The sequence below is a fragment of the Bradyrhizobium sp. WBAH42 genome (genome assembly GCF_024585265.1).
In the GTDB taxonomy this organism is placed as follows: Bacteria; Pseudomonadota; Alphaproteobacteria; order Rhizobiales; family Xanthobacteraceae; genus Bradyrhizobium.
Window position 1 is genome coordinate 8,176,062 of sequence record NZ_CP036533.1, and the last position, 12,825, is coordinate 8,188,886.

General features: G+C 56.6%; 8 protein-coding genes and 1 pseudogene. 6 read left to right on the forward strand and 3 right to left on the reverse strand.

What is annotated here, in order from left to right:
- Window positions 1-106: 106 nt before the first annotated feature.
- The gene (locus DCG74_RS38170) at window positions 107-430 is read right to left on the reverse strand and encodes a hypothetical protein (protein ID WP_172789612.1); all 324 of its coding nucleotides are present in this window, start codon (window positions 428-430) and stop codon (window positions 107-109) included.
- Between the two features lie 1,525 nt (window positions 431-1,955).
- Between DCG74_RS38170 and DCG74_RS38175 the strand changes: the two genes are divergently transcribed.
- The 4 genes and pseudogenes from DCG74_RS38175 to DCG74_RS38190 all read left to right on the forward strand — a co-directional run bounded on the left by DCG74_RS38175 (window position 1,956) and on the right by DCG74_RS38190 (window position 7,388).
- Window positions 1,956-2,261 carry a hypothetical protein gene (locus DCG74_RS38175; protein ID WP_172789613.1) on the forward strand — a complete coding sequence of 102 codons (306 nt, stop codon included), beginning with the start codon at window positions 1,956-1,958 and terminating at the stop codon, window positions 2,259-2,261.
- A 1,167-nt stretch (window positions 2,262-3,428) separates the two neighbouring features.
- Window positions 3,429-3,545: pseudogene (locus DCG74_RS38180) on the forward strand (transposase); the annotation flags it as partial.
- Window positions 3,546-4,245: 700 nt separating this feature from the next.
- A complete protein-coding gene (locus DCG74_RS38185; RefSeq protein ID WP_172789686.1) occupies window positions 4,246-5,163 on the forward strand; it encodes a hypothetical protein in 918 nt (305 codons plus the stop codon).
- A 59-nt stretch (window positions 5,164-5,222) separates the two neighbouring features.
- On the forward strand, window positions 5,223-7,388 hold the full coding sequence (locus DCG74_RS38190) for a pentapeptide repeat-containing protein (protein ID WP_172789687.1): 2,166 nt from the start codon (window positions 5,223-5,225) through the stop codon (window positions 7,386-7,388).
- 87 nt (window positions 7,389-7,475) lie between these two features.
- On the opposite strand, the gene DCG74_RS38195 is transcribed toward DCG74_RS38190, so the two are convergent.
- Together DCG74_RS38195 and DCG74_RS38200 are read right to left on the reverse strand one after the other, a co-directional pair.
- Window positions 7,476-8,432, reverse strand: a complete 957-nt coding sequence (locus tag DCG74_RS38195) for a hypothetical protein (RefSeq protein ID WP_172789688.1) — start codon at window positions 8,430-8,432, stop codon at window positions 7,476-7,478.
- A 727-nt stretch (window positions 8,433-9,159) separates the two neighbouring features.
- Window positions 9,160-10,143, reverse strand: a complete 984-nt coding sequence (locus DCG74_RS38200; protein ID WP_172789689.1) for a hypothetical protein — start codon at window positions 10,141-10,143, stop codon at window positions 9,160-9,162.
- A 525-nt stretch (window positions 10,144-10,668) separates the two neighbouring features.
- Here DCG74_RS38200 and DCG74_RS38205 point away from each other — a divergent pair.
- A complete protein-coding gene (locus tag DCG74_RS38205) occupies window positions 10,669-11,259 on the forward strand; it encodes a hypothetical protein (protein WP_172789690.1) in 591 nt (196 codons plus the stop codon).
- 18 nt (window positions 11,260-11,277) lie between these two features.
- Window positions 11,278-12,795 (forward strand): S8/S53 family peptidase, encoded by a 1,518-nt coding sequence (locus tag DCG74_RS38210; RefSeq protein WP_172789691.1) that lies wholly within the window; start codon window positions 11,278-11,280, stop codon window positions 12,793-12,795.
- Window positions 12,796-12,825: the final 30 nt, after the last annotated feature.

Sequence of the window (12,825 nt, forward strand, 5' to 3'; positions counted from 1 at the left end):
TAGATCCGGACGCTCGGTCATAATCTGACGCTCCTACCGCCGAGAGGCTACACGAACGCATATTGGTACCAACCCGAAGCGAACTACGGCAGCGATCAGACCAGGCTCAAATGTGCTCCTGGTGCCCTTTCCCTACGCCATCCCTGCAGGTTGCTTCCGTGGCCGAGTGAATCGCGACAAGAAGGGAAATAAGAATCGTTGGTGACGTTTTCGCGTCGACAAAAGTGGCTCCGACTGGAGGAGGCACACCGAGCGCCACCGATGAGGCATGGAGCACTGAAGAGGGTGACGTGATTTCGTCTTCTTCATCGATCGGCTGCTCGCAGAGGCGCGTCGAAAGCGAAAGCCTGCGAACGGGATCGTTCTGCCGGAATACGCGCTCGACTGGAGCACGCATGATGCTCTGGTCAGGCACGTCCGCGATCACCATCTTTCGATTGAGTTCGTGATCTCCGGTGCGTCGAGGGACTGTAACGGCCTTCTCGGAACTTCGTTGCGGTCTCGACTCTCTATGCCAACAGCTTCGGCGAGAGAGTTGCGGCAACTCATTCCAGGTGAAAGCATCATCGTTGGCAGCTCGAGGCCAACAAATCGAATCCTACGGCTTACAAGACGAGCTGTCCACGAAATGCGTTTGGTGGGAATATCCGGAGATCGGCCATCGCATCATCCCATGGACGTTTTCCGCAACCGGTCCGCTTTGACAGCCGATCTGTGAAGACTTGGCTCGCGTCGCCCATGCGCGGTCGCTGATCCGATCCTTCGGGCCCAATCTCGTGTTTGCGCTCCTCATGGACGGGCCTCAACTCGCTCTCCGCTGGCCAGGTTCTTACGATGCGAGCCTCACAGATGATCCCGGCTCGTCGGTGTTGGGCAGCGCTCATCGACCGCTCGAACACCTCCCGGAAAGCTGCGGGCTTGAAGCGGGGGCCGCGGAGCATCGCGCTCTGGCGTCATCACCTCCGCATGGGAAGTGCTGCGCCTCCCAATCAGGGAACGCACCAGCTCACGCTACAGCCGCACGAACAAGCCCTGGTGCTCCAGCTCGACAGCAAGCCCGCTCCGGAAACGACGATCGACGGGCGAGACAATTCCGACACCACGGCTTGGTATCATCTGAGCGAGGAAGCTATCGCGATTCCGCGGAAAGAAAGAAAACGGGAAGGCTGAAACTGGATCGTCGACGGCGTGAAGTAAGCGGTTAAGCTGCACGGCGTATATCGGCCGACCGGGACCAGGATCCATGAGCCTGAGTATTGCTGGAGTCTCGCGCGGGCGTAAGGTTGGTCTCGAGTACTTACCACTACCGACCTGGAGATGATGAACCTGACCGGCGACGGCAACGCACTCTCCGAAGCCCTCGACCCGAAGCGAAGCGCATCTTGGCGAGCTGCTGGCGAAGAGCAGTCGCGCAGACCCAATCTATGGTCCCGCCTCGTTTGTTGAGGAATAACCGACAGCAAAGCGCTGCTGATTTCTGCATTCTTGTTCTTCCTGGTCTGCGAAAGTTCTGGAACGCTCTTCTGGCTTCCTCAGACCATTGCCTCGCATTGCGGGACCTGACTGCGCTGGAGTCGGCCTCCCTTCGTGATGTCTTATGCGCTCGGTGGAATGGTCATGGTCGTCTAGGGGCGCTATTCCGGCGGAAAGCGGGAACGGGCCAGGGACGACCGGCTTCGGACGGCTGAGCGGCACACCGCGGCGGAGCCGCCGAGAGTACCGTCCCATGAAAGCAGACGTTTTGTTGAGTGTGAACCGCACGCTAACAACGGTAACTTTTCTACAAGACGAACAAAGCCTGGTTTCAATACGTCCTGTCTAACATGGATTAAGGGCTTGCCGCTTTTTCCCGGTCTGTTGTAGAATCTTCTTCCTGTGAAGATTTCGAGGGAATAGCTTCCGTTCAGCTCCGGATTAAGCAAATTCATTTGAAGGATTCTGTGGGGGACATTGCGATGGCTAAGCCTTCCGTTTCCCGTGACGCCTTTCGTAGCTTGTTCGCCTTTTATGCGGCCAAGGCCCACCATGATCACAACGGTGTCGCCGAAGCCCGGCTCCTGCAGCTATTTGGATCGAGCGACCACATTCCGGACGGGCTGCTGGAGTTGTGGTCGTCACGGACCGAGCTGATTGGCCCTGAGGCCGTTGGCAACATAATGTCACCACTGGCTCATCAGATCCTGAACGGCGGCGCACAATACAACCACGCCAGCGACTTCCTGCATCGATTGTTGCGAGGGTTGGACCGAGACGTCCATTAACCGCAATTACGAGATTGATTGGACGGTTTTTTGGGTAATCGGGCGTCATCGTTCGGCCGCGCAATGAGTACACACCTAAACTCGGCGGCGTGGCGGACCCTCTAATCAGGACAAGCGGTCGCTTCGATCTTCATTCGGCGTTGTACTTGGGAAAACGGCAACGAGCCGATCCCCTTCCCAAAGCTCAACGTCGTGCTCGCCATACATTTGCTCGGCCCGACATCTCGCAGCCTCCTCGTCGACGCAGTCGAGCTTCGCGGCGCATATCACTCGCCTGCTGATGTCCACCACGAGCACTCTGTACCGCATGATGACAGTCCCATCCCAAAGGAGCCTGCCATCCTAGTCGAATGTTGGTGTAAAGCAGCGCCTAAAGTAAGCGCAGACGCGCGGAACCTTTGTACGTGTGGCCACTTGGCTATACCGTCGCCTGGACTCTTTCCGTCACACGGCGCGTCAGGTATCCTGCCCAGTGTAGCGCGCTTCAGCATCGCAATCTCACCGCGTGGCGAAGCGAGCGGCTCGAGCTTAAGATGGAGAATCGCCAGCATCATCAGCAGAAGTTGCCGTCCGGCTCGCCGCCTCGTTATCAGCCTCCGCGAGCGTAAGCCGATCGGCATGCTCGGAGGTTCGTACGAAGTCGTCACATCGTTTGCCGGCGCGGCCGCGAGAAGTTGCTCAACATCGACCTGGCTGGGCGTGGGCCGATGGGCCTGCGCAGAGATAGGGGCCGCCGACATGACAGCGGTGTCCGGAACAAGATCGGACGTAGGATCAGCTACCTTAACCTCGGCGTGAGGCGGCTGAGAAGGCGCGGCCGGTGCGGAGCGCAGCAACTCCGCGCCCGCATCAAGGATTCGGCTCTCCTGGGCCGCGCGGTCCCGCTCTCGTTTAAACTGGCGGTGCTATCTTTGCCCATGCGCCGCCGTGCGGTCTTTTTCACCTTCGCGGTACCCTCGGTTAGGAACCGGCACTTGCGGTGCGTCTCCACCGATAGACGCAATGCTGGCCGCGGGAGCGGGGGCGAGTTGCCCAGGTCCCACCCATTCCGCTTGCGTCGGAGAGGTCGGTGGAGGTTTGCGTGCAGCAGTATTGAAGAGGTCCTGACCTGCCACTGCGTATTTCCTCCAGAAGGAGTTAGAGTCCGGCCCGAAGAAGGACGGACAGATGAAGCGAGCAAGGTTCACGGAAGAGCAGATTATCGCGGTATTGAAGGAGCATGAGGCTGGGGCGAAGACAGCCGACCTGGCTCGCAAGCACGGTGTTTCCGAGGCGACGATCTACAAAGGAATTCCTGCGCAACGCCCATACCGACATTCCGGACGTCGTCGAGGCCATGCGCCAGTACTGGATGCCGACCCGCTACGCTCGCGCGCGCTGATCACTGCAGACGTGGGAGCTCATGCCGGTTACGATTCACTTGCCGTATGAACAGCTTCCGCAAGCAAAGACGGCACATCGCAATCATCGGTGAAGGAAATGTCGTGACCGGTGGCCTCTTTAATAGCGTCTGGGTGCAAGTAATTCTCCATTTCACGCTTAACTGTCAGCGTTGCCCAAGAACCATCCGGTCGGCGGGGATTTGTGCCTTCCAGTGTGGCAGGACCGCCATGAGCGCGGGTACCACGCTTTCGCTGCGTTTGCCTTAACACCTGCCTCGCGTGGATGACGAGAGGCCCGCGAAAGCCTGCGGCGCCCATGCCGGGTCTCCGGCATTGGTGATGCCGAGCAACACGCGCCGGGCGCGTCGTGCGTCAAGGGCGGCTTTGCCGCTCGTCTCGACCCTTGATGGACGACGCGGACGGAGCTCTTAGCGTGTGGTAGTTTCCATGAAAGTCGCCCTCACGGCCCGTCAGAAAGTCGAAGGAAAGCTCGTCGGGTTGTGCCATGATGCTATCTTAGCATGCACTGTTCGCCGGGCTCAATTTTCTGGATTTCATTTGGGGCCATTTTGCCCCCTTAATTTGACGACAGGCGCACTTCGATGGTTCTGAAAGACATTATCGGGCCTGACACCCGCCTTTACGCTAAGAGTGAGTGGGGACCGGCTGGGCCGTTGTGGCCGGCCCTGTCGTTTTCACAGCCCGGCGTGGCGAACAGGTTCGGCAGCGTCTATACCCGCGGCAGAGACCTTGTGATCACGGTCGGCACCGGCAATCCCAAAGACACGTTAGATCCGGCACATCGACGACGGCTCATGTCGATTGTGGACGTGGCGCCAAACATCATCGTAGCCACCGGAGAATTGGTCGAACCGGAGACCTGGAAACGTGCGCAACAGACGCATCCCGGTCGATGGAAGTTGTCGATGCCGATTATCCGCTGTTGGACATTCTCCGGCTTCCCGGAGGCAAAGGCATGCATGGCGGCAACGTATCGAAGGTTCGCTAACCCCACGACACGGGGAAGACCTATGGCAGTCGAGGACGCCGATCGTGAGACGTTATTGGCACTTGAACTAACCGCCGTAGACATTCCGCCCTTCATCGAGCGACGACTGCATACGATTCCTGAAGATCAGCTCTTGAACCAAGACCTAACTCGGCTCGTAGGCAACATCGTGAATTCGGTGGCGCGTGCAGGCACCGAGCGCACGGGCGTCTACCCAGAGCGCAGCTCGCTGAGCTTCTCGGACCTGTTCAAACTCCTCAATGAGCTGTGGCGGCGGCAGCAAGGTACATGCTGTCTATGCAGCGGGCGTATCGTGCCAGGTGAGGAGAATCCCTTGCTGCGAGTGTCCGCGGACCGGGTCGACAGCATGAATAAGGCTTATAACTCCGATAATGTTCACCTAACTCACGTCGGCTGCAACTTGGCTAAGAGTTCTGCTTCGCTCGAAGAATGGGGTGAATTCCTTGAAGTGCTACGTGATACGCGCGAGCAGGAGAGTTCGTCTGCCTAGTGTGGGGCGCAAGCCTGCATGTGGTCGGTGACGGGTTCCGGTGGTTTGGGGCGATAATTATGTCAGATTCAATCGAACGACTTACTCAATTGCGGAGCGCGTCCGAAGGAATAAATTCAAGGGCATGGCTTTCGATCGTTGGATTTGCGACGTTTGCTGCGTATCTGCTTGTCATTGTCGAAGGAACGACAGACGAGCAGTTCATCTTGGACAGATCGATCGCGCTGCCGCTGATAAACATCAATGTTGGCCTTGTGGGGTTTTATATCCTCGCTCCCATATTGCTACTTTTTCTTCACGCCTATCTGTTGCTGACTCTCGTTGCTCTTAGTCGGCGCATTGCATTCCTTGACGATATGATTGATCATCTGGCCGCTCCGCAATCAGAGCGCGAGTTTCAACGATTGTTGGGACCAAGCGGACCGCTTGTGGAAGCAACGAGGAGTCGGCGGTTCTCCCAATGGGCGATGGCGCGGACTGGTCTAGTCGCTACCGTCGCTATCATGCCGCTGTTTGTGCTCACAGTAATGCAGTGCAGATTCCTACCGTTCCATTCGGTGTCGGCAACTTGGTGCCAGCGTTTAATCCTCCTGCTCGATGTCGGCCTCGTTGCATTTTTCTTAAGAATGACCTTTCGGAAGATGCATCCTTCAGTCTGGATAGCGACATCTTTCGTCGTTGGAATTCCGTTCATCGTCTTTTCTACGTTTGTGGCGACTGTTCCGCACGAATTCACCGAGAAATTCGTGCTGAGGCACGTGCCCTCGTCCATGCGCGTGCCAACTGAGGTGCCAACGGCAGAGTCTTACCTGTTTGGATTGCCACTGGAGGGAAGAAATCGTGACGTGTTTCTGCCGACGTACGCGCTGTTTGAATCTCCGCTGTCGATCGTGGGAATGCACAGAAATCTCCGCCTTAGCGGAGCTAAGTTGTTGCGGTCGGCGCCCACAGAATCACAGGAGAAAGCCCTAGGCGCTGTCGACGCCTGGAAGCGGTATGGCACAGGCGTTGATCTCACCGCTCGTGATCTTAGATACGCCGACTTGCGCGGAACCGATTTGAGAGGGGCAAGTCTCCGCGGCGCAAACTTAACGGGTGCCTGGCTGCCGGGCGCGGACTTATCCTTCGCCAACGCGTCCGGCCTTCCGCAGAATTCCGCTGATGGGTGTGCGGGCGAGTTGGCCTCGGAGGGAACGCGTCACGGGTACGTTCAAGTCGTGCCCAAGAATACGTGCCGTACCGTCTTCAAGTATGCCAATCTCCGTGGCGCAAATCTATCGCGGTCGGATATCACGCACGCATCTTTCCTTGCGTCAAATCTCATGGATGCCGATTTAAGCGGGGCGCGCGGGGTTGGAGCGGAATTCGACTCTTCAACTTTGCGAGATGCGAAGTTGGTCGGGGCAGATCTGTCCTGGTCAGACATGTATGGAGTGTTCGCTGAAAATGCGATTGCGATTGGGGTAAATCTAGAGTTTGCGGCACTGGACGCTGCTGATTTGCGTGGGGTGCAGTTGCAGGGGGCGCGCCTAAGTCGGTCTCGGTTTGATACAGGCCTGCTAGACTCTGCATCACTCGATGGTGCAGATATTTCGCAAGCTATGTTTCGTGCGGCGCGTCTCCGATTTGTCAGCCTATTTGGCATAGTTTCAGACAGGGAAACGTCCTTCGAAGCGGCCGATCTCCGCGGAATCAGCTCGCACTTAATGTACGAGGAAACTAAGGCGAAGTTACTGGAGAAAATCGGTCCTGCAGACAGGGCGGCTGCTGAGAAGATATTTGAGAAGATCGGGAAGATCGAAGGTGCAGGCATTTATGCGTTCGAGATCGTCAAGACCGATAACGCCTTGGTGGACCACATTTCTACACGATCGCCAGATGGGAGTCCTTCGTTGGAGCGCTTCCCCAATTCAAAGGGAGTGGTAAGAGATTTCAAAAACGAGCAACGAGCACGGGTAGTTGAGAAAATGCTCCTGGATGATTACCAGTGTGACATTAGCAACGGCATTGGTATCGTGCATCGGCTCAGAGTCGAAAGACGGGAAGCGTTAGTTAGATGGCGGACCGAGAAAGATATAATAGCGCCGCCGTCAGCGAAGCTTGAGGACTACCTTCCGCCCTACGTGGAACGTGTCGAGACAGCCATTTTAAACCCCGCTCAATGTCCAACTAGCGATGGCCTTGTCGATAACATCAAGCGACATGCCGACCGCATCCAATTCTAACCCCGGTCCTCGTAGACCGACGATGCAGCGCAGGGGGCTATCCATTGGGGAGTTTAGCCGCTCGCTTCTTGCAGAAGTTCGGTCGCTTCACCTGCACGGACAGAACCGTCGCCCGGAACATGGGCACCCAGGTACTGGCGGCCGGGGGTCCATACTTGGGGTTGGCACCACCTTTGGCACACCTTTAACGGACGGCAGGGCAATCGTCGGCGCCGCAATTGGAGTCGGAACTTGCCCTTTCGAGATTTGGTCGAGGGCGTGCTCCGCCTCCTGCTGCATTTTTTTAAGTGGCGCTGTCAGGAGTGCGACCGCACATTTCCCCGAAAGCTTCTGACACTCTTTGATCAAATCATCGATCGACTTAACTATCGAATTAGCGGCGGCACCGGCATTTGCCACCGCAGCACTGGCCTGTTTGACCGGATCGCTGAGGTCGGGCGCGCTCAGTCCACGAGCATCTACGGGCCCGTTCTTGTAAAAGTTTGCCACGGCCAAGCAGTCCCAGTACATTGTGCTCTCCCACGGAGGAGGCTTCTCATCATCGGTACGCTCCCATGCCCATTGGAAGCGCGGATGAGGGGGATCATTTTCTGGAGCAGGACACTTTGAAAGAATCTGACCAAGCATACGATCAGTTGGTCCGTGTGCGGCGTATTCAAAGAACGGATTTTGAGGCTGCTTAAGAGTGAGAGCCGTGGCAGCTTCTGAGAATCCCGGAACATTCAGGCCGACGAATTTCTTTAAGAGAAGAACCTCGACAGCGGCGTCCCATTGAGGCGGCCCGGGATCGTTTACCAACGCGTTGATTGTAACGACCAAGCTAGCAGATCCTGCCATAGCACGTGCATACGTAGCGACCTGGATACGTATTTCTTCCGCTTTCGCGTTTGCTTTGATTAAAGCGTCGATGCTCGTGTCAAAAGAGGCCTTTATCGGCTCAACTACAGGCCGAAGGGCATCGGCCCCAGGCAACCCATAAAGCCGCGTTACAGCATCGTGGAACCGCTGTTGAATATCGGCGACCCCTTTATACGATGCGTCCATGAGTTTATGCTGAGGATCGCAAACCTTATTGGATTCGAGGAGAAGTAGCGCCAGTAAGTCCAACATTGGACAAGTGCTTGGGACAAACGTGCATTTGTCATCTTCGCAGACGCGTGGCCGTGGCTGGCCATCGATCCAGTTGATCCAATTTCGGAACGCAGTAACATCTTTTTTGTGGGCAATGTATGCCCACACGCCTAGGACATGGTCGGGACTGAAGCCCGTCTCGTCCCCAGAGAGCGCCCCACCTACCTTTCTCGGCGATCTCCAAAATTGACCGTTCGCAGCTTGTGAGCGCCGGACTGCGTCGCATCCTCGATCATCGCCCGATGCGCACAGCACACCGTTGAAGATTACACCATCACCGTCGTTGCACTGTCCGTTCAAAGGATCCGGATCGTCAAACAATACATCGGCTTCGTACTTCGATGGATATGGAGCGACACCCGGCCAGTTACAGAATGGCAACCGTGTGCGCCAGTAGTCCGTCCTCCTAGCTAATTCGGCTGCCCCATTGGCTGCTATGCTGCTTGTCGCGGTCAGTACGGATGATAGGAGTGCGACCACGACTAAGAGTGTGATCCGTATTCCTCGTGTGAAACAATGCATGAGCACACTCCCTGAACAAGCCAAGCAGTCTCGTGCATTCCGGTATTAATGTATTCTTCCACTTAGCGCGGTGCAGATATTCACGGGCTAGTGATCGGCCATTAGTGCTTCGCAAAGGTTACTGCAGCTTGTCGCATGCCCTCGGACCAAGAGGCACCAACTGATTAACCGCCGCGCCTGCCGACACTGTCACTGCGTGTTCCTTCGCGCCTGTCCACGCGCTAACCTCCCAGCAAACGCTATCAGGAGTTTGCGATGTCCACTTAACCGAGGTCCGCCCCTCCTCACTGCGTTTCACGTCGACAAAATATGCGCTGCTCGGATCGAGTCGAGCTCCCGGCTTAGTCGGCGAAATGCACTGTGTATCGACGGCTTTATCGGGCGCCCAGTTTCCACCGGAGGCCGTTCCCGCAATTTTGGTATATCTTATTGTTTCTGTCGCGAATTGAGGTGTTGGGGCGTCACCAAGCAAGACGTAATTCTTCGAATCATTATTTACTCTCAATATGAGTGCACCGTCCGAAGCGCAACTTTCCTTCTTGACGGTGATTTCATAGGTGTATGCGCGCGACCAACTCTGCGGTAGTTCGGAAATGATCTTTGTGCCGTCCTCTACCTTGCTGGTCAGCGTTCCGGCGTCATTTTCGCCGCCGACCCATCTGGCTTTGAGCGTGTAGTATGATCCCTGGCGGGGCTTGCTCAGCCATATATTCAGCCCCAAAACACCCGGGTCGCGTTCGAGGCAAAGCGAATATGATTCCTGAGCGACAGGCGATAGCCTCTGAGAGACATAATTCAGTGCAGAAGAAGAATTTATGCGGATGTCTTGCGTAGAGATCATGCGCTCAACTCGGCGCTTATACTCGTCATAGTTGACATCGCCTTCGAACAGCTTTGCGTACTTGCCTGAGGTCGCGAAGTTCTTTTTCACAGTGTCGAACTGACTCTGCGATAAATGTGAGAAAAATGAAGCTGCGAAAACATCGTCCCGTGTCAAATGCTCATAGTCCTGAACCTGAAACTCTATGGGATCGCAGACAGCCTTAGCAGCCGTTGGAGCAAAGCAAACCGCGACGAGAAACGCAGCCGAAAGATGCTTCATAACCAATCCTCCCTCCAGGTCAGATGAAGTCCTTTGCCTTCTGAGGGGTGCAAGCGCCCCTTCGGCGCTCACCCGCCCGATACGCGCAGCGCGCGCTCCCTTAAAATTGCGACCTCAGTAAATCCCAAGGGCGATCAAGTGATGCGTAAGCACACCTGTCGTAGTACCGTCGAGGAGCGAATATTCCTCGACTACAACTTGAAATTATCTGGCAGACAAGGCGCCAATTTACCGCAGTCGTCGTGACCGGAGCGACCGCAACGCATCAGCGCACCGCCAGTGCGGTTCTTGCTTACCAATCGAACGAGCCGGGTGGACGTGCCGATAGCCGCCGCGGCATTACACCTCGTTTTGTCATTGACTGGAACGCGCATTGGCGCAACCATACTCGCGCCCAGCGAGCCGCCCGAAGTGGTGCCTCTCTCGCGCCGCCTTAGATGCGGTGCCGTCAATGCGGGCCCTTTTTTGTTGTGCCGTGCTTCGACAGTAGGAAATTTGGGTTTCAATCAGTTAAGGGGGATTCAAATGAACCCGCCAAACAGCCCATCAGATCCGGTCGATCGTTTCATGGAGGAGAGCGGGCTTCAGGCCCTGCTCCAAACGAAAGGCGCCAACGCCGATCAAATCGCTGGCATCCGGAAAAAGGTTGCTGGACAGATCGAAAGGATTGCCAGCACCGCGTCCAAAGACACGGTCTCCAAAGACGAACAGGGTGAGACACACGTTGTCGTGCTCGGGATATCACTCAACGTCAAAGGGACGATCTGGCCGCTTGCCGTATGTACCGTGAAGCTCGTCATTGCCGCGCATGACGCTACAGGGATTACCTGGGCCATCGCCGCTGACTCGGCGATCGAAACTTTGGAAAAGCTGGCGGCTAACGTGCATCGCCTGGGTCCAGCAGAGCGGCTAGTGTGCACCGCGATTGCAGAAAAACAGCGCGATCACAAGGACGGGGTTGGTGAGCAAGATATTGAGGCTTATTTCAGAGAGAGAGAGCCTCCGCAATTCCCGCCGGTGGGCTTGGGCGATCTTCTGTCCAACCTCGTCAAAGAGAACGTTCTCATCCGCAAAGACTATCCGGAGACTGGTGCATTGTATCGGATCGCATTCTGAAATCAGGGCGAGGTTCGAATGCTCTGCGGCCGCAATCGGACCATCGTTTTACTGACGGCGGCGGCGGTCGTCCTTATCTCCGCGGCCATTCCGGTCCTCGTGCTATTCGTGATCGGGGACAAGACGGCAGGGTTAGGTTCCGCCGCGTTATGGCTATTTCTTGCCACTGCGGCAATTGGCATCGCCATCGTTGTCGTCCATGTGCGTGCGAAAGCGACTCTCGTCCTTACAATTCCTAATTGTGATGTGCGCGGAGAGAGAGCGATCCAGCAACTGAGTAGCAGCGGACCGGCCAATCTCGGCTGCAGTTATGTCGGCGCCCTGATCGATCGGCTCGGTCCAGCAAGTCGCGAGCGGCTTTCGAGGCATCGATACGGCTATCATCTAGTATCGGTTCGTAGAGGAGACGAAATGGCGGTCGCCAATCGCATCCTGGATCGGCACAACGGCGAGTCCGAGGAGCACGGCCTTGTCATTGGCGCAGAGCCAAATGAGATTTTCACGCTATCGGGCATCGGTGTTCCACTCAAGCTTGACGGCAAACACGCGCAGTATCTCAGGCAAATGAAGCTTGACCAGAGATCCGCTGACGATACCGGTGCGGGCATTCGGATTGCCATCATCGATAGCGGTCTGTGCCCGAGAGCCGGAATCGCTCAGGCGAGCTACCTCGAAGCAGGACCGTACCCTGTACCCGGCGATGACGACGGGCACGGCACCGCGATGGCAACACTTATCAATGCAGTCGCGCCGAATGCGGTGATTCAGGCGGTTCGGGCAACCGGCAAATGGGGCAACGTAACCCTGTGGGACTTGCTCGCCGCTATTCCGATGGCCGCGTACGATTGTCGGGCGCACATCATCAACTTGAGCCTTGGCCTGCGTGATATCCCGTTGGAGTGCCCCGGCTGTGGGGCCACCTTCAAGACCAGGATGGTCGCTTTTCGAAAAATGCTGGAAGGGATTGCTCAAGCGCCTTTCTCCGCTGCCGATGGTCCTCCAATCTATGTAGCCGCTACAGGGAATGAGCGCCGCACCACTGCGTTCAACTTTCCCGCCGCCCATCCAGACATTGTCGCCGTCGGATCGGTCAACAGCGCGGGTGAGCGCTCCACATTCAGCAACTACGGCACCGTTCAACATAAGTGGTATCTGATGGCCCCAGGCGGCGAGTTGCGCGAAAAGTCGGTGACCGAATGCGTCGGAACTGGGCCGAAGGGGAAGTGTTTTGGTACTTCTCCAGCAACCGCCTACGTCTCGGGGATGCTCGCCCTATTGCGTTCCCAGAAGCGATACCAATCGAAGTCGCGCGATGACTTCCTCGATAGCGTCATGAGCGATAGTTGCGAGCTAGCGATATCGGCAAACCCAAAGGAATACGGGGCGGGTCAGATCGTGTACACAAGAGACGACACGCACGGTGAAGTGATCACGGACTGGAGAAAGGGGGGCCTCGTGTCCCCGAAAATGCCCCCGAAGATGATGACTGCCCGAGAAGTCAGCGAGATGGCGAAAAATCCGAAACAGAAGCGTTAGGTGAGTCAACAGCCAGAAGCTGCGACGGCC

Bases quoted from the DNA above. Each gene is read 5' to 3' on its own strand.
- DCG74_RS38170 (WP_172789612.1), bottom strand. From the start codon at position 430: ATGGTGATCGCGGACGTGCCTGACCAGAGCATCATGCGTGCTCCAGTC.
- DCG74_RS38175 (WP_172789613.1), top strand. From the start codon at position 1,956: ATGGCTAAGCCTTCCGTTTCCCGTGACGCCTTTCGTAGCTTGTTCGCC.
- DCG74_RS38185 (WP_172789686.1), top strand. From the start codon at position 4,246: ATGGTTCTGAAAGACATTATCGGGCCTGACACCCGCCTTTACGCTAAG.
- DCG74_RS38190 (WP_172789687.1), top strand. From the start codon at position 5,223: ATGTCAGATTCAATCGAACGACTTACTCAATTGCGGAGCGCGTCCGAA.
- DCG74_RS38195 (WP_172789688.1), bottom strand. From the start codon at position 8,432: ATGGACGCATCGTATAAAGGGGTCGCCGATATTCAACAGCGGTTCCAC.
- DCG74_RS38200 (WP_172789689.1), bottom strand. From the start codon at position 10,143: ATGAAGCATCTTTCGGCTGCGTTTCTCGTCGCGGTTTGCTTTGCTCCA.
- DCG74_RS38205 (WP_172789690.1), top strand. From the start codon at position 10,669: ATGAACCCGCCAAACAGCCCATCAGATCCGGTCGATCGTTTCATGGAG.
- DCG74_RS38210 (WP_172789691.1), top strand. From the start codon at position 11,278: ATGCTCTGCGGCCGCAATCGGACCATCGTTTTACTGACGGCGGCGGCG.